Source organism: Ruegeria sp. CDSA246, assembly GCF_059611225.1.
The window spans coordinates 130,826-148,658 of sequence record NZ_JBXWPD010000013.1 but is presented as its reverse complement, the minus strand read 5'-3'; the positions used below and the strand labels follow the sequence as shown (position 1 = coordinate 148,658).

The window sequence follows — 17,833 nt, the reverse complement described above, 5'->3', positions numbered from 1 at the left end:
GGCGCGGTGGCGGCTTGCAGCTTGATCCGCAATCCATGCAGACAACAGCCAAGCTATCGGTGCCAGAGGTCTTTGCAAGGTGTTGTCACGTTAACCTCCTGCCCACCAAAGAATGCTGATAATCAGATTTCAAGCTGCTCGAGTAAAGGACAATTCCGACAAATGTTACATTGGATGGCAGGAGAAGAATGATGGCTTCGGTGGGTCCGCGGCGCAGATTGCGCTGATACACCGAATCGTGGCGGAAATACGCAATTGGCTGAGGGCGTTTTAGTCAAACCGGAGCAACCGTAGTCGCTCAGTTTTCACGGCCCAAAGAATACGCGGGCGCTGCCAAAACCACCGCTCATCGATTGCGCAGCATCCTGTGTGATTGGATCGCGTCAATGTCGGGTTGTCGTTGTAGGTGGACATGGCGGATCGGAGGTTCAGTCATGGAGACACCAAACTTACCTGCCATTCGGGCACTTCGCCCAGTCTGTAGCAAAGGACGTGTCCTTGGTAAAAAAGCGCCCACTGAAACCAAAACATCCGAGTTCGCCTTGAGCTTGCTGGCACCCATCGCGATCTTGCACTCTGCAACATGGCAATCGACAGCAAGCTTCGCGGCTGTGATCTGGTGAAGATGAAGGGGTCGTTGTCATGTCATCGGGGCAGACCAAGGAACGCGCTTCAGTACTGCAAAGTAAGACACAGAAACCTGTGCGCTTCGAGATATCCGAGGGCACCCGTGCCTCTGTTCAGAAATGGATGAAAGATGAACTCATGATCCGTTCGGAATACCTTTGGCCTGGCAGAATCCACATCTGAACGCGTCAATATGCGCGGATTGTTCGAGACTGGGTCTCATCGACCGGCCTTATAGCAAGCGCATACGGAAGCCACTTAATGAGGCGCTCAAAAATCACCCAAACCTACAAGAAGACCGGCAACCTCAGAGCGCTTCAGCACTTGCTGGGCCATACCAAGATGGACGGTACAATCCAGTACCTCGGCGTCGAACTCGAGGGTGTCTTGGCTATCGCTGAAGCCATTGAGACTAGTGCCAATAGGTTGCATTCGTAGGCGGCCCAGACTGGACGAGCGAAGGTGCGCATATTGATTCCACGTGTTTGATCCGGCTTTAAGAGTGGATTCCACTTACTCGAGTTCTCAGGTAATACGAAACTATGGATATCGTCGTCGTTACGACCATCATCACTTCTCTTTTTGTTGTCATCGGCGTGGCGGAACCGCTGGCCGCGCGAATGCGCCTGCCTTACAGCGTTATCCTCGCCGTCCTGGGGATAGTGATCGGGCTTGGCGCGACGTTCTTTCTCGACACAGACCTGACGGATGCATTGAACCCGGGGGCGCAGGCGATCATAGATCTGCCGATCCGGTCAGACGTCTTCCTCTATGTTTTCCTGCCCACGCTGCTCTTTCAGGCGACACTCGGCATGAACCTGCGCAGGATGCTGGATGACTGGATGCCCATCCTGATGATGGCCGTTGTGGCAGTGATTGTCGCGACCCTCTCTATTGGCTATGCGCTGAGTTGGGCAAGTGCGCTGCCGCTGGCCGCCTGCCTGTTGATCGGCGCCATTGTGTCAACAACGGATCCCTCGGCAGTTGTCAGTATATTCCGGTCGATTTCGGCACCGCGCAGGCTGTCACGAATAATCGAGGGCGAAAGCCTTCTTAACGATGCTGCTGCTGTGGCTCTGTTCGGGTTATTCATGAGCTTTGTCATGCTCGGAAGACCCAATCCATTGCTAAGTGAAGCCGTGGGGCAGTTTCCGCTGTTGATCGCAGGCGGAGCACTCACTGGTTGGCTCATGGCGCGCATGGCGGTTTGGACGATGGCTTTTGTCGACCGCTGGGAAATGGCGCAGATTTCCATTTCCATCGCGCTGCCATACCTTGCCTATATCGTTGCAGAACAAAGCGTTGGGGCTTCGGGTGTCATTGCGGTGGTGGCTGCGGGGCTTACGCTCAACCTCACAGGCCCTGGTCGTTTGTCACCGGTCGCCTGGACAAATCTGCAAGAGGTTTGGGACCTTCTGGCACACTGGGCCGGCGCGCTGATTTTTATTCTTGCCGCATTGCTGATTCCGCGATTGCTGGAAGAGGTGCGACCGTCTGATTTTGGCTTGCTAGTTGTGGTGGTTTTGGCCGCCATGTTCGCGCGGGCGGCAATTCTGTTCGGGTTGTTACCATTGCTGACAGCAATTGGACTATCGCCCGCTGTTGAACGCCCCTATCGCACCGCAATACTGTGGGGTGGGCTGCGTGGTGCCGTGACGCTGGCCCTGGCTCTGGCAGTCACCGAAAGCACACACATCCCGCTTGAGACGAAGCGCCTGGTCGGCATTCTGGCCACTGGCTTTACCCTGTTTACACTGATTGTTCAGGGTACAACCTTGCGCATGGTGATCACAAAACTGGGGCTCGACAGGCTTTCTCCGCTTGATACCGCCCTGTCGCGTCAGGTGGTCGCCGTCGCCTTGCAATCGGTTCGCGAGGACGTGTCCCGCACAGCAGAAAACTATAACCTGACGCACGATATCGTCAGGAACGAAGCCAAACAGTTTAGTGAACGCCTGGACGAGGCGGTAAAGGCCGCCGAGGACAGCGCGCAGATCCTTGATCGTGACCGGGTCACGCTTGGTCTTATTGCGCTGGCCGGTGCAGAGCGGGACTCTGTATTGGCCAGGATGCGGGAACGCACCATGTCATCGGTTCTGAGTGAGAAGATTTTGTCCGATGCGGATCGGCTCATTGAAGGCGCACGGACTGGCGGACGGATCGGCTATCAGCGCGCATCAAATCGGTCGGTCGTTTACGGCAGATCTTTTCGGATCGCCGTGTTTCTGCACAACCGGCTTCGAATTTCGTTCCCACTCACGCGTATCACAACGGACAGGTTCGAAAGATTGCTCATGCAACGTCTGATCCTGCAGGACCTAGATGGGTTCGTCCGCGGCCGCATCCGCCGGATCCATGGCCGCCGGGTTGCGGAATTGCTGGATGAAGTGTTGGCGCGTCGATCCGAGGCGGTTAAGACGGCGCTTGAAGGCCTGCGACTGCAATTTCCCGGTTATGCCGAAAAGCTAGAGCGACGATTCATCCAGCGAACCGCGTTGCGCCTTGAAGAACGTGAATACGCGGTCATGCGCGAAGACGGCCTTGTGGGCGAAGAACTTTATTCTGTTTTGATGCAGGAAGTGGCGACAAGACGTACGTTAACTGAAGGGCGTCCGAAGTTGGACATCACTCTCAAAGGACGGGATCTGGTCAGGCAGTTCCCACTGTTTTCCGATCTCGACAAGTCTTCGCTTAGGAAACTCAGCCGGGCGCTGCGGACCCGATATGCCAACGCGGGTGATACCATCATTTCCAAAGACGAATTCGCCCAGAGTGTATTCTTCATTGCTTCCGGGGCGGTGGAAGTGGAACTCGGCCGGCACACCTCGCGGCTGGGTCGTGGTGAAATGTTCGGGCAATTGGCCATGTTATTGAAACGGCCGCGTCGCGTAAACGTGCGGGCATTGGCACCGTCGACGCTGCTTATGCTCGACGAGGCAAGTTTCCGACGCTTGCTGCGGCGAAGCAAGGCCATGCGAAACTCTGTCAAGATGAGCGCTGACAAGCGCATGATCGACCCCGCGGTGTTGGATCTGGATGAGGCCGAGGTATCCCCTGAAAAAGGGACCAAATCTTGAGAGGCTCTCAATTGGAAAGGAGCCGCGAAATCAAAAGTACTGGTTCACGGGCACCAGTCGGGTCCTGTTTTGGTGAACGTCTACTCCAGTCAGAGGTTTGTTCCCTCGAAAAACCCGTCACTACCCTCAACATCTTGTACAATCAGCGGCAGGTCGCAGCAAGGAGCGGAAATTGGCAACGGCCAATCACCGAAGACATAGAAAAATGGGCGTCGCCTACCCTGCCAAACCAGCTTGGCGCAGACCAGAGGCAATGTGTTCCCAATCCGACAAATTGCGCCACATCGGTTGAAAGCCACCGGCCAGAGCAATCAACGTGTTTTCCGGAACTGCCATCCCGCGGCTTGAAAACTCCTGATGGCGGTGTCGAACAAAGGCTTGCAACGAGGACTCCGCCTCTTTTTGTCGGCCCGAGTGCGCGTAGGCTGCCACTAGAAACGCAACAGCCAATGAGTTCAGCCGTGCTTCGCCAATCAGCTTGCTGACAGCGTCATCATATCGACCCAAAAAGAAATATACCTGTCCGATAATCCAATCGAGAGAAGGCGGGTGCAGGGGGTCAAGTCGCATGGCCTCGACAACTATTCCATGGGCCTTTTCATGCTGCCCCAACAACAGAAACCCATGTCCGCACCAAGCCATCGATTCCGCTTCATTTTCGATCAATGACAGTGTCTTTTGAAACTGCGTATCGGCCTGATCCCAGAGGCCCGCGCATAGGTACGCATATCCAAGTTGGTCTTGAATATAGACGTCCTTGTTGTCCAAAGCCGCGCCCTGACGCGCGATTTCCAATGCCTGGGAGGGGGCATCGGCGTCGGCAAGACCGAGCCAAAGGTCGACGACATAGGTGTCGGCCAGATACATATAGATCCGCGCGTAATTGGGATCGATGGCCAGCGCTTTTTCAAAATATCCCTTGGCGGTGGCGTTGTCGGCGGCGTTCAACCCATCTCGGAGTGCTTTCCCTCGCAGCAAGAGTTCATATGCCTTCATCTTGTCTGTGGGCTTGTTCAAGACATTGTTGGCCACGTCGCTTTGAACGCGACCGGGAAGAACCGCGACGACGCTTTGGGTCACCTCATCCTGAACCGCAAAGATGTCTTCCAGTTCGCGGTCATAACGCTCAGCCCAGATATGTTTTCCAGAGTCAGCCGCGATCAGCTGAGCCGAAATGCGCACTCTGTTACCGACTTTTCGAACACTGCCTTCGACAAGGTATTGTACCCCCAACTTTGCCGCGATTTCACCAATCTCCAGATCTGAGTCCCGAAACCGAAACGACGAATTGCGCGCGACCACAAACAAGGTCCGAAAGCGGGACAGTCCGGTAATGATGTCTTCGGAAATACCGTCACTGAAAAACTGCTGCTCAGCATTGCCGCTTACGTTTGAAAACGGCAAAACCGCGACTGAGGGCTTATCCCGTCCAGTTTGATTTGACTCGTATTTTTTAGAACCTTCATGTGACAAATGGTATATTTTGACGGGCTTTGTTATGTTTTTGAGGTGCTGGGCACCGCCATCTTCAAAGGTTTCTTCAATCAGGTTTCCCAGGCTTTCATAAACTATAGAAGAGATGCAAACACCGCCCACTTTTGCTGCGGCTTCCAGGCGCGACGCCAGATTGACACCGTGCCCATAGACATCGCCCTCATCAACAATCACGTCGCCCAGATGCACTCCGATGCGCAGTTTTATCGCTGAGTTTTGAACCGTCAGTTCTTTCTGGATCTCGATGGCACACCGAACAGCATCCACGACTGAGGGAAACTCAACCAATGTGCCATCCCCAATCAACTTGATCACCCGGCCTTTGTATTGGCTGACTTTGGGATCAAAAACACATTCGCGATGGGTCTTGAGGTGCATCAAAGTGGCATCTTCGTCTTCGATCATCATCGAAGAGTATGCAACAACGTCAGCGGCGAGTATGGCGGCGAGTCTGCGTTCCAAAAATGACACCTTTGGTTGGGAGGTCATATTCAACTTTGGAAAAGATCATAACAACACCTTTCTGGGAACATCGCGCAAATACAGATTGCCGAGGTTTTTAGCGGATGGAGTGGGTGGCTCTTGCTCCACCGGCGTCGCGATGCGCCATACTACAGTTGTCTTGGACTGCTCGGAAAGGAGCAACCCAATGACGGTTAAAACAGCTGGACTGGATCTGGCCAAGGACGTGTTCCAGGTTCATGGAATTTCGGCCGCTGGCCGCAAGATATTTAACAAGCAGATCAGGCGCCCGAAGCTGCTTGCGTTTTTCGAGACACTTCCGCGCTGTGTTGTCGGCATGGAAGCCTGCGGCTCCGCCCACTATTGGGGCCGTGAACTCAGCAGGCTGGGCCATGACGTCCGCCTGATGCCAGCAGCCTATGTAAAACCCTATGTAAAGCGCGGCAAGACCGACGCCGCTGATGCCGATGCCCGGCGCCTGATGCGCATGCCGGGCGTCGGCCCTATTATCGCCTCCACCATCGTGGCGATCATCGGAAGTGCTAAGCAATTCAGGACCGGCCGCGACCTTGCAGCCTGGCTGGGGCTGACCCCGCTCAACAAATCCAGCGGCGGAAAGGAAAAGTTAGGCAAGATCACTAAGAAAGGCGACCGATACATCCGAAAACTCCTGATCACCGGCATGACGTCACGGGCGCTGATGGGCAGGAAGCATCCAGAGCGCCTGGATAATCTGGGTGATGCTGACAAAACAACAGGAATACCGGCAGCCGTCCGCCTGACCAGGCCGACCAGCCCAGAGATGCAAGGCATTTGATGTGATGATGCGGACCTAAGTCAACCAAAGGCCAGGACACTTCGACCAACGTCGCGACCCAAACTGAGGTCATTTAGTGGCACTTTTTCCCTTGTATTGCCCAATGGCTTGCAGGCGCGGCGAATGTCGGCAAAGTCCGCGTGTCGGGAATTGAAGAGCCTCGTTGTGAGCGGCCTATTGGGTCGTTTCTCGCCGCTGCATGTTGCAATACTACCGTTTCATTGTGTTAGCTGGTTAATGGCAACGCTGTTGGAACTTGGCAGTCGGTTCAATTCTGCGAAACATGCTTTACAAACATGCGCATATTTGACGCGCATATTTCATAGCGATAAAGTGCGTGCATAGGGAGAGCAATACAATGAACGCTCAAACGCGAAAGCCCACGAATCTGTCGCTCGATAGCGCGTTACTGTCTGAGGCCAAAGCGCTGAAGGTAAATCTGTCCCGCGCGGCCGAGGAGGGCGTGCGCGCCGCAGTCATCGCAGCAAAGTCTGAGCGTTGGAAAGCCGAAAATGCTGCAGCACTCAGAAGTTCTAATTCATATGTTGAGCGGCATGGTCTTCCGCTGGAACGTTACAGGCAGTTCTGATGCCAAAATACGACGTCTACCCTAATCCATCCGGCGATGGCTACTTTCTGGATGTCCAGACCGACCTCCTAAGCGATCTGAATACGCGTGTTGTTGTGCCGCTGCTACCGAAGTCAAACGCACCAAAACCAGCGGCACGTCTCAATCCGGTTTTTGACATTGATGGTGGGTCAGTCGTTATGGTCACACAATTCATGGCCGCAGTACCGGTTGGAATCCTCAAGTCCCAAGTATGCGACTTGAGTGACGAGTTCGATCAGATCACTGTCGCGACCGATATGCTGATGCAGGGATTCTAGCACGGTGTGACCTCAATGTTGGTCAAGTTCTCTGATCGCCACCGTTCAATTTCGAAGATGGCTGCAGCGAGCTGCACCAGATTCAAATGCCTCATACTCGGTAAAGGACGGGGCCGCATTTGCGGTTTTTAGGAATTTAGCCTCCTTGAGTTAAGATTGTGGCAGCAGGTGTCGGTACTTGGCAACTCGTTTATCAGAGACCGCCAAAGCCGGTCGGAGAAGGAATTATCAAGGATGTTCAGTCAGTTTTGATCTGTAGCCCGGGGAATGCCGGACGTCCTTTCAAAGCCTTGTTTCATAGGAGTCAACGGTGAGTTTCCAAGAAAAAAATAGACTCAATAGTCTCCTGATGTCATTTTGAGATTGTGGGCGGCATGTCTATTTTAGCATGTACTGGTTTTCCCAACCGGATTTTAGAGGGGGTATTGAGTGTGATGTGCCGCCCCACGAAACCCCAAAAACAGCGGTCAGCGTGCTCGGGTTTCTGCAGAGATTTATGATCTTCCAAAAAATTGAATCAGGAACAGGATACATGGCATGAGGCGAGTTTATTGCCGACTTCTTGGACATAGATGGCTGGTTCGTTTCGCCGGAGGTGCGTCTGTTCATCAGTGTGCGCGGTGTGGTGTCGCCGGTGATGCGTATGGCAATGAAGTTCGCTGACATTACCGCGCGATTCACATTGTCTTACCATAAACTCCATTGCATGAGTTGAAGTTGTAGCCGGGGTGGATTCACAAACGAAGCGCAATTATGCCTTGGTGTTGGTCAAAGAGAGCTATTCCGATTTCGGGCCGACATTGGCCGCAGAGAAGTTAGCTGAGCATCACGGCTTCACGTGAGACATTGCGCAATTGGATGGTGGAAGATTGAAGCTGGCTATCTCGCAAGCAGCGCCGAACATTCCATCAGCCGCGCCTGCAGCGGGAATGCCGTGGTTAGTTGACCCAGATCGACGGCTCCGATCAACATTAGTTCGAGGATCGTGGCGACCCCTGCACCCTTCTCGTCTTCATGGATGGCGCGACCAGCACCTTGATGGAACTTCGCTTCGTGAAGTCAGAAAGCACCTTCAGCTATTTCGATATGCTTGAAAGCTATCAGTATAAACATGGCCGCCCGGTGGCGTTTTACAGCGACAAACACGGTGTTCCGTGTGGCCAGAAAAGATGCCAACGGCGGCGCTGGCATGACCCAGTTCGGCCGTGCGCTAAAGGCGCTGAATATCTAGATCCTGTGTGCGAACAACTCTCAGGCCAAAGGCCGGGTTGAACGCGCCAACCGCACGCTCCAGGATCGACTCGTCAAAGAGCTGAGGCTAGCCGGTTTGAAGTGCGCTGGGAAGGTCGGGCCCTGCCCTAACGGATCTTCGAAATGGACCAACGCGTCACCCACGCCGCAGTCACTGAGAACAAGCGGTTCGGGGCTGTGCTGGCGCATATCAAGGAGATGCAGGAACAAGCTCCCCAAAACCCAAAGTGAGGACAAATTCCGAAAAGATGGGTTACAGCCCAACGGCAGTAAGCCCGGTCAGCCACCGAGAACACGGGCCAGTAGAAGGACGGCACCAGAACCTGAGTTTGTGCAAAAATAGCAGCTGCGCAGAAGACAGCGCGCCCTACAGGTAAGCTTGAAGCCAACGCCAATAACCTGATTGGCTCTGGCTTCTTCAAATTGACTGCATCTAAAATAATAATAGAGCCACCACATCAGTCACTTCGTTTTTCCCTCTCACTTCAATAGAGTAAGGTGGAATTACGTCATTGATGTCACCGGCAATGCTGTCCCACAGCGCATCCAGATTGTGCCCATGCCAGTTTGGAGCAACAAGCGCAGCCAGCAGTATCGTAAATACGTCATCAAAACTTCCTCCGCACCCCAATCCTCCAAAGATCTGGTTTTCCGAGGCAAACTGGATAGCAAGCAGACGCGATAGCTTAAAATAGCTGCAATATTCCCTGATCGTGTCGCGTTGTCGCTTGACAGGATGGCTGCATGCGGCCTGATCAATTCAGTTCGCCGAATCTATGATGAAAACGTCAACGATTTCCGGACAAAACCTTATCGCGGTGGCCTAGCTCTGCCGCACGATCGTGAACCGCTTTCTGACTAAGCACAGGACAAACCTATGATCCAAGACAACCCTGCCCTCATCGAGGCCGTACGCGGCCGGTTCGCCCATGTCGGCACCTGTCCCTTTCAAGGCGAACGCATCTTTTTTGAGAATGCGGGCGGAGCACTGACATTGAAATCCGTCGCTGAAACCTCGGCTTTTTATGCAGCAATCCCGGACAATCCGGGGCGCATAAATCCTGCAGGTCAGGGAACCCAAGGCGTCATCAACAAGGCCAAAGACGACTTGGCCGTGTTCATGAACGCATCTTCTGGGCAGTTCTTCGCAGGTGAAAGCGGAACCGAGCTGCTGTTTCGCATGATCCGCACCGCGTGTCTGGTCGCCCCCAAAGGTGCAAAAGTGATAGGTTCATCAATCGAGCACCCGGCCACCCGAAGCGCAGCACGTCGCTGGGCTGAAATCGCCGCGCTGGAGTACGTTAATGTGCCCCACGACAACGACGCCGGATTGGTTACGGCCGAGGATTATTCTGCGCTGATAACGCCAGATGTCGCAGTGGCAACGATCCTGCATGCATCGCCCGTGACAGGCATGGGCATGGACGTAGCCGCGATTTCAGCGGCGATCCGTGCTGTGGCACCGGATTGTTTGATAATCGTCGACGGCATTCAGCATGCGGCCCACGGGCAACTGGACCTGGACGCCTACAATGTCGATGGCTACGCGATTTCACCTTACAAAGTGTTTTCCCGCCACGGATACGGCATCGCCTGGATCTCCGACAAACTCAGCGCTTTGCCACATGACATGTTGATCGACGCACCCGCAACCGGGTGGGAGTTCGGGACCCGCGATACGGGATCGTATGCAACCGTATCAGACGTAGTAGCGTATTTTGACTGGCTCGGTGGCGAAGTTTCGGATGAGACCGAGCCGCGCAAACGGATCGAGGCTGCGGGCCGAGCCATTCACGCCTATGAAACCCACTTGACCGATACTGCTATCAACGGCACCGGCAATCTGCCAGGGCTGCGTGATATGGATCACGTGACCATTCTGGCAGGCGCCGATAACCCGGCACGCGAAGGGCTGGTGTCAATCGTGGTCGAGGGTCATGCATCCGAGGACGTGGTCGAGACACTGAATCAACAGGGCATTCGCACCCATACTCGAAAGGCTGACCACTATTCCGGCAACGTTCTTACACCGCTGGGCCTGTCGGATTGTATCCGCATTTCTTTTTGTCACTACAACACGGAACAAGAAATCGCGCGGTTGTTGGGGGCCATCAAAGTTATGGGCGAAAGCAGTTGACCAGATCCGATTTGGTCGTAGCAAACGGTTACATAGATGGCGGTTCTCAACCCAAACCTGCAACGGGCTTTTGCAGAGTTACGAAAAAAGCGTCGCGTTGTTCCGACACCGCGGCCGGAGTATTTCCGCATGCCGCGGCTTTTACGTTGTCCACCAGTTGCCGGTTCACGCCGTGACCCGTTGTCCCCAGATTGATTGCTTCGCGCCAAATCGCAGCATGCAAGAGATTGACCACGTATCCAGACACTTCTTTGTTGTCGTGCCTAGGTTTTCATAGAACGATTGAGCTGCCTCAATGACCTCGTAGGCGGTTTTGTCATTCCCCAGAACCCCGACCAGCGGCATCAGGTGCGGGGGTTCGAACGGGCACCCCAAAACAAAGCGGCGGGGTTTTTTTCAGCCCTGTTGCATCTATCCCAGCGTCAAACCCAAGGCTGGGCTGGCAACCAACGCATCCAGCGGGATCCAGATGATGTTGTCCTACAACCCTTCGGATTCTGACCCGCGCCCGATCCCTTGCCGGCCACCGGTAGCCAGCGCTCGTTTTCTTACCAATCGCATCAGCGTACACCCAACACAAGACGCGCTGACGTGGGGGCGTCCAAAACAGGGACCGATATGTTGCAAAGCGCGCCTGTGCCTTTCATTGCGGCCCATTGCCTTTCCGCCGCGGGCCACTCATGCTTCTTACATCAGGTCTTTCCGCAGCGCAGTTGAGACGTCATTTTCATCGCCATCGAAACATCCTTGGTCAAAACTGTCGAAGCCAGACCATAGCGCCTGGCGTTGGCGATCCGACGAGCGTTTTTCGCCCTGCCAATGTGCGACAGGGTGACAGTTGGTCCGAACACCTCATTATACGCAATCTCCGCATTGTTGTTGGCATTCACTGCGACCGTCGGCGGGTAGAAGAATCCGGCCTGTTCGCCCAGTTCGCCGCCTATCGCGATTTCGGATCGTTTCAGCCACGGCATCAATATCGGCATCGACCCGTTGGCCCGCTCATAGTGCAGACAATCCGACAAACTGCGTGCCCGATCCAAACGGATATCCCAGCAATACAACGTGGGCGTTTTTTGATGTATGTTTCGAACGCCCAGTTCAACCGGCTATGCGATATACCAGCCCTCATGCAAATCTCGGGCGATGGTATCGGATCTTCCAGATTAGTTTCCCTTGCCGGATTGGCCGCCCTGAGCTTGGCGGGAACCGATGTACCCAAATATTCGCCGAGGCGCTGCCGCCACAACATGAAACCCGGTTTTCATCAATCACCAACAGGTTTTCGACCACTTCAATAACCGAGTAAAACTCCTGAAAGCCATCAATATGTTCCTAGTGACCGGTCGCCCGCCGCGCATTCAGAAGTCCGGACCGCGCCGGCATGAATGCCCTCATGTCCAGCTTGTCAATACCACTACGATGTCGGCCACATCAACGTCACCGAAGACAACCCTTCTTTTCCCTGCACCATTGCTTGCGACACAATTGCCGCCTCTCTCGGCCAAGAAGCCTCTTGAAAACTAGGGCTTGCCATCCAATTTGTTGGTCGCGCGAAACAGATCGGCAAACACTATTGTAGCGGCCAGGTTAAGGCCGGACGAGACCGCAAAAATCACACGGGCAGTAAGGTCTGAGATGTTTGCCACCTGGTCTTCGCCTCAATTGCACTACGTAGAGATAAAGAGAGTTTCACTTCAGTCAACGCGCAAGTCAGATGTCGATAAGCCATTGCCAAAACACCGATTGGGATCTTGGTCGGCGGTATATGGACAATCTGCAACGAGATGTATTTCCACTATTGGGACATCAGTCTAGGATGCGCGCAAATACTAGCCCATTCCAAACCTGCGCAACAAAAACGAGAAGCTTCGTTCGTGAATATTAAGAACCACATGGCAGCACAGCCAAGACGTGAAATGCAATCTGCGCGCAACCAGGGGATCACATTCCTGGCGCTTGCGTTTTTGTTCAGCATCTTTGTCAACTTGTTGATGTTGACCGGACCTTTGTTCATGTTGCAGGTCTATGATCGCGTTCTTGGGTCCCGAGCGGTCGAGACCTTGGCGGCGCTGTTCTTGCTGGTCGCGTTATTGTACGGCCTTATGGCTATGCTCGATTTTGCGCGGGGTCGAATCGTGGCGCGTTTCGGCGCTCGGTTTCAGTCCCAATTGGACGAACGGGTGTTTGACGCAACCCTGCGCCGATCGCTGCACCCGCGCGCGCGCGCCGCGCCGGCAACGGCGTTGCGGGATCTGGAGTCGATCCAAAACCTGTGCTCTTCTCCAGTTCTGCTGGCCGTCATGGACATCCCTTGGACGCCTATCTTTATCGCGGCAATTTTTCTGTTCCATCCTCTGCTGGGTTGGCTGGCCGTTGGTGGTGGCTCGCTTTTAGTTGTGATCGCGTTGCTGAACCAAATACTGACTCGTCGCAAGGTCGCCTTGGCTCAATCAGCGTCGGCAAAAGCCAACATCTTTTCCGAACATGCCCGACAGGCAGCCGAGGTAGTACACTCGCAAGGCATGCAAGAGGACATCACGCGTAGATGGCAGCGTCAACGAACAGACGCCTTGCAACAAACAATCGCCGCCAGTGACTGGACCGGCAGCTTTACGTCAGTGACGAAATCGCTGCGGCTGTTTTTGCAATCTGCAATGCTGGCGCTTGGGGCTTTGCTTGTTCTGCGCAATGAATTGACCCCCGGCGCGATGATCGCAGGTTCGATCCTGCTGGGTCGTGCTTTGGCACCCGTCGAGCAGGTTGTTGGGCAATGGGCTGTCGTTGAACGCGCCCGAACGGCGTGGAACTCGTTGAGCCAGTTTCTGGATGCCACGCCGCCAGAAAAACAGCGCACCAAGTTGCCTGTGCCCCAAGCCCGGCTGACGGCCAAGGGTCTGACGGTCATCCCGCCTGGAGCGGATACTCCAACCCTCCGCAACGTCTCATTGAACCTCGAGCCCGGGCGGGCACTTGGTGTAATCGGAAAAAGCGGGTCAGGAAAGTCCACTTTGGCCAAGGCGCTTCTGGGTATTTGGCGTCCTGCAGCAGGCGAGATCCGTCTGGGAGGCGCAACGCTGGATCAGTACGATCCAACTGATCTGGGCCAACATATCGGATACCTTCCGCAAGAAGTTACGTTGTTCAACGGAACTGTCGCCGAAAACATCGCGCGTATGTCGGAAGACCCAAACCCGGAAGCCGTTGTAGCGGCCGCCAAAAAAGCCAATGCGCATGAGCTGATTCTGACGCTGGAAAAAGGCTACGATACCATTCTGGAAGGCAATGACAGTCAGCTGTCAGGCGGTCAGAAGCAGCGGATCGCGCTCTCGCGCGCGTTGTACGGAGACCCCGTTTTGTTGATTCTGGACGAACCGAACTCGGCGTTGGATGCCGATGGAACCGAGGCGCTGAACGCCGCTGTCCGCGATCTTAAGGCCGCAGGAAAGTCTACGATCATTATGACTCACCGTCCCCAAGCGATCTCGGAATGTGATGATCTTGCGGTGGTCGAACGGGGACAGGTTGTCAGATCCGGCCCAAGGGATGAGGTTTTGGGTGCAGTCGTTCAAAACGCCGGATCGATCAAGCGCAACCTCAGCAAGGCTGGCAACTGATGCAGGACAAAACAAATAGTCAGCGCCCCGTATGGCGCATAACCATCCCTGCCCTGGTCGGATTTACGGCCCTTGGCATCCTTGTTGGCGGTTTGGGTGTTTGGGCAGTCAACACGCGTTTGGCCGGGGCCATTATCTCTCAGGGCATTATCGAGGTCGAAAGCAACCGTCAGGTGATTGAACACCCCGACGGCGGCGTTGTTGGTGAGATTTATGTGCGCGATGGCGATGCCGTCACCAGCGGCGAGTTACTATTGCGATTGGATGATACGTTTCTGTCGTCCGAGAAAACCATTGTCGAAGCCCAGCTGTTCGAACTGCTGGCCCGCCGGGCACGTTTGGAAGTCGAGCGCGATGGCGCAAATGCCGAAGCTTTGGCCACCCGGTTGGCTGAGATTCAGCAACAGGAAAACATCGACCCTGATCTGATCGCCGGTCAGCAACGCCTGTTCGAGGCGCGATTGAATACATTGGACCAGCAAACTGAGCAACTGGGCAAACAGACCGTTCAAATCGAAAGCGAAATCGACGGTACCGAAGCGCAGCTTGTCTCGCTGCGGCGTCAGGTTGAATTGATCCAAACCGAACTGGACGATCAGCAAAGCTTGCTTCAGCGCGGCCTTACCCAGGCCAGCCGTGTTTCGGCCCTACAGCGTGAAGAGGCCAGCCTCACAGGGGATATCGGTCGTTTGGAAGCCGCCGCTGCGCGCCTAGGAGGCCAGATATCAGCGACCGAAATCTCGATCCTTGAGCTTGAAGCAACACGGCGAGAAGAAGCCATCACGACCCTGCGTGATATTCAGTCCCAGATTGCTGAATTGGCCGAGCGCCGTCTGTCGCTGGACACCCGCCTTTCGCGACTGGATATCCGCGCCCCAGTTTCGGGAACGGTTTACGGCAGTCAGGTCTTTGCGCTGCAGTCCGTGATCCAACCCGCGGAACCTATGATGTATCTGGTACCGCAGGATACGCCCCTGGTCGTCGCCGCGCGCGTCGATGCAATTCACGTGGACCAGTTGCATGTTGGCCAGCCCGTTTTGCTACGGTTTCCCGCATTCAATCAGCGTGAAACGCCTGAAATTGACGGACAGGTTATGAATGTCTCGGCTGATACGTTTACCGACGAAAACACCGGCCAAACGTTCTATCGCGCCGAAGTCGTTCCACAAGACGGGCAAGTTGATCGTCTGAAAGGGCAGGAACTGCTGCCCGGTATGCCAGTGGAAACGTTGATCAAGACGGACGAACGTACGCCAATGTCTTATTTGGTCAAACCACTGGCAGATTACTTCAACCGGGCGTTCCGAGAGTGACCGCCCGATCGCACTAAGGCGCTTCGAGGTTGCCCAGCAGGATCGAGGTCATGTCGGTGACAATCACGCCATCCACAGCCACCACATTGGCCCCGGTATCATAAGAAACGTCGGTGCGCGTGATCCCTGAAAGGTCCGCGTCACTGTCGATGAAAACCCATTCCGGGCGAACGGCAGTCGGCTGTCCGACTGCCACTTGCAGAATCGACAATGCATCGAGCGCATTCACCGAACCATCCCGGTTGAAATCTGCCGCGATCAAATTCTCCGGCGAGGCTGGCCCCCATGTCGGGTCCAGACCGACCGAGATCCGCAAAACCTGCAGCGCGTCCAATGCGTTGATGTCCTTGCTCGCGGTAGAATAGGTCTTGATGACGTCGAATTCACCCTCGAAAGTGCCAGACGGTAAATTCAAATCGAACCGCCCATTGCTGTCTGCACGAGCACTGACTGTGGCTCCGCCATTTGGGGTGAAGCTGATTTCAGCGTCACTGAGGCTGGGGTTGGCGGTTTCTGAATTGATTGAGACATCCCCTAAAACCCCATCGGAACTGCCCGGCTCAAGCCCCCCGAAATCGCCGAAATCGACGGGAATGTGATCGGGGCCGCCAAAACCCTCGCCAAACACCTGAGCACTGGTCAGCGGACCACCAGTGGCGGAAATCACGTTTATCGTCTTGTTGAGGTACTCAATCCGGGCGCCCTGCGCCGTCGCGGTAAAGGTCAACTGTCCAGGCGTTCTGAGCAGCGGATAATCGAACATATCCAACCGGTCGATACCAGCCTGAAAGTCCGTGATCGTGGTGGTTTCCGCTCCGTATTGCATGACAAAGATGTCCGCACCCGACCCACCCGACATTGTGGTCGCGGCAGAACCGGCAATCAAAATGTCATCCCCGGCCCCAGCAATAAGGGTCGTTGGAAGAATATTACCGCTGAGCATATCGTTACCAGCTGTACCGTTAACTGTTCCCAAGCCACTACGCACGACACCCAGTTCTGCGACATCCACCGTTAGTTGGGTCAGCCCCGCATCCTGTTGCGAAGCGACCAGAATCTGTAGCTCATCACCGACCTGCGCGACGCTGAACGAACTCACATTCTGCAAACCGCTTTGAAGCGTATCGGCAAAACTGTCCAAATGCACCAACTGTCCACCGGGCGTCATGGCGAACAAGGTTATTCCATCATCGCCACCACCCGCGACAACGAACACATGCCCGTTGATCTCGACCACAGAAAGGTCCTGAACCGACTCGAACCGTGTGTGCAGCGAATCCAGGGCATGGTCGGTTGGAATTAGACGGCCATCGGCGGCTAATTCCATGACACTGAGGGAGTTACTTTCAGCCCCCGCGACCACCACCCAGGACTTGCCATATGCCTGTATCACTTCAACCGCTGTGGGCGTCGCGATTCCCAAAGTCGTCAGGGCCTCGCTGTTGTCTACCGCTGTTATGGCTGCGGTTCCCCCGTCAACCCTGTAAGTCGAGACAGTGTTGCTGGCGCCGTCGGTCGCAATAACAAAGTTGTCTGCGCCAATGCTCAATGACTGCATCGAATCAGATCGTGCCACGATCACGCCCGAGGACGTCAATGTGCCGTCCCCATTCACGGTATAGGTGACAATCCGCCCGGTATCTTCATGCGCCATCATCAGCAGATCGCCGGACCCGGTCGACAGTTTCACCAAGGCCGAAATGTCACCGCCGCCGGTCAATATCCCGGTTTCCCGCAAGGATCCAACGGTCCCATCCGGGTTCAAATCATACCCCACCAGCCCATTTGCCGTGTCGATATCCAATACGAGCTGATCACTGCCACCAAACGAAACCGGAGTCCCCGTGCGGCCCACCTGAAACGTGATCGAACCGCTGAAATACTCGGTATCGACCAGTTGCGGAACCGCGCCATCGACAAGCTTCCTAACAGCAACACCGCCGCCGGGGCCGGTCAAACTGTACAGATACGTGGTCCCGTTAAACGTTTTTAAAGCCGTATCACGGATACCTGAATCGAGCGCTGCGCTCCCTGTTGCAACCACGCTTTCGAACTGAAGCATCATACCAAATCACCCCACGCCAAACTTGGCAATGACTGTAGGATGATCCGATGCCCGGCCCGATACCAAAGCGGAATTGTGGTGAAAA

General features: G+C 54.9%; 13 protein-coding genes and 2 pseudogenes. 9 read left to right on the top strand and 6 right to left on the bottom strand.

Features of this window, described 5'->3' with window-relative positions; genetic code table 11:
* The first annotated feature begins 888 nt into the window (after window positions 1–888).
* Complete coding sequence (locus AC2FI9_RS17230; RefSeq protein ID WP_496769323.1) at window positions 889–1,065, top strand: hypothetical protein; 177 nt, start codon at window positions 889–891, stop codon at window positions 1,063–1,065.
* 104 nt (window positions 1,066–1,169) lie between these two features.
* On the top strand, window positions 1,170–3,704 hold the full coding sequence (locus AC2FI9_RS17225) for a cation:proton antiporter (RefSeq protein ID WP_496769321.1): 2,535 nt from the start codon (window positions 1,170–1,172) through the stop codon (window positions 3,702–3,704).
* Window positions 3,705–3,920: 216 nt separating this feature from the next.
* Here AC2FI9_RS17225 and AC2FI9_RS17220 read toward each other — a convergent pair whose 3' ends face one another.
* Window positions 3,921–5,669 carry an adenylate/guanylate cyclase domain-containing protein gene (locus AC2FI9_RS17220; protein ID WP_496769331.1) on the bottom strand — a complete coding sequence of 583 codons (1,749 nt, stop codon included), beginning with the start codon at window positions 5,667–5,669 and terminating at the stop codon, window positions 3,921–3,923.
* 178 nt (window positions 5,670–5,847) lie between these two features.
* Between AC2FI9_RS17220 and AC2FI9_RS17215 the strand changes: the two genes are divergently transcribed.
* The 4 genes and pseudogenes from AC2FI9_RS17215 to AC2FI9_RS17200 all read left to right on the top strand — a co-directional run.
* Window positions 5,848–6,477, top strand: coding sequence for a transposase (locus tag AC2FI9_RS17215; RefSeq protein ID WP_496769319.1), 630 nt, complete (start codon window positions 5,848–5,850; stop codon window positions 6,475–6,477).
* A gap of 358 nt (window positions 6,478–6,835) precedes the next feature.
* Complete coding sequence (locus AC2FI9_RS17210; RefSeq protein WP_496725008.1) at window positions 6,836–7,066, top strand: type II toxin-antitoxin system CcdA family antitoxin; 231 nt, start codon at window positions 6,836–6,838, stop codon at window positions 7,064–7,066.
* Entirely contained in the window at window positions 7,066–7,365 is a 300-nt protein-coding gene (locus tag AC2FI9_RS17205; protein ID WP_496769316.1) for a CcdB family protein, read from the top strand. Before AC2FI9_RS17210 ends, AC2FI9_RS17205 begins: the two co-directional genes overlap by 1 nt.
* Before the next feature lie 746 nt (window positions 7,366–8,111).
* Window positions 8,112–8,689, top strand: a pseudogene (locus tag AC2FI9_RS17200) (ISNCY family transposase); the annotation flags it as partial.
* A gap of 360 nt (window positions 8,690–9,049) precedes the next feature.
* Here the strand turns inward: AC2FI9_RS17200 and AC2FI9_RS17195 are convergent.
* A complete protein-coding gene (locus AC2FI9_RS17195) occupies window positions 9,050–9,247 on the bottom strand; it encodes a barstar family protein (protein WP_496740319.1) in 198 nt (65 codons plus the stop codon).
* 246 nt (window positions 9,248–9,493) lie between these two features.
* Here AC2FI9_RS17195 and AC2FI9_RS17190 point away from each other — a divergent pair, with 246 nt between their 5' ends.
* Window positions 9,494–10,753, top strand: a complete 1,260-nt coding sequence (locus tag AC2FI9_RS17190; protein ID WP_496769314.1) for an aminotransferase class V-fold PLP-dependent enzyme — start codon at window positions 9,494–9,496, stop codon at window positions 10,751–10,753.
* Window positions 10,754–10,918: 165 nt separating this feature from the next.
* On the opposite strand, the pseudogene AC2FI9_RS17185 reads toward AC2FI9_RS17190, so the two are convergent.
* From AC2FI9_RS17185 to AC2FI9_RS17175, 3 genes and pseudogenes are all read right to left on the bottom strand, one after another.
* Window positions 10,919–11,137, bottom strand: a pseudogene (locus tag AC2FI9_RS17185) (3-hydroxyacyl-CoA dehydrogenase NAD-binding domain-containing protein); the annotation flags it as partial.
* A 308-nt stretch (window positions 11,138–11,445) separates the two neighbouring features.
* Window positions 11,446–11,817 carry an aldehyde dehydrogenase family protein gene (locus AC2FI9_RS17180; protein ID WP_496769311.1) on the bottom strand — a complete coding sequence of 124 codons (372 nt, stop codon included), beginning with the start codon at window positions 11,815–11,817 and terminating at the stop codon, window positions 11,446–11,448.
* 459 nt (window positions 11,818–12,276) lie between these two features.
* Window positions 12,277–12,402 carry a hypothetical protein gene (locus AC2FI9_RS17175; protein WP_496769309.1) on the bottom strand — a complete coding sequence of 42 codons (126 nt, stop codon included), beginning with the start codon at window positions 12,400–12,402 and terminating at the stop codon, window positions 12,277–12,279.
* 270 nt (window positions 12,403–12,672) lie between these two features.
* On the opposite strand from AC2FI9_RS17175, the gene AC2FI9_RS17170 reads away from it, so the two are divergent.
* Entirely contained in the window at window positions 12,673–14,370 is a 1,698-nt protein-coding gene (locus AC2FI9_RS17170) for a type I secretion system permease/ATPase (RefSeq protein ID WP_496769329.1), read from the top strand.
* The gene (locus tag AC2FI9_RS17165) at window positions 14,370–15,683 is read left to right on the top strand and encodes an HlyD family type I secretion periplasmic adaptor subunit (protein ID WP_496769307.1); all 1,314 of its coding nucleotides are present in this window, start codon (window positions 14,370–14,372) and stop codon (window positions 15,681–15,683) included. The genes AC2FI9_RS17170 and AC2FI9_RS17165 overlap by 1 nt, the downstream gene beginning before the upstream one ends.
* A gap of 13 nt (window positions 15,684–15,696) precedes the next feature.
* Here the strand turns inward: AC2FI9_RS17165 and AC2FI9_RS17160 are convergent, their stop codons facing one another.
* Entirely contained in the window at window positions 15,697–17,748 is a 2,052-nt protein-coding gene (locus tag AC2FI9_RS17160) for a dockerin type I domain-containing protein (RefSeq protein WP_496769305.1), read from the bottom strand.
* Window positions 17,749–17,833: the final 85 nt, after the last annotated feature.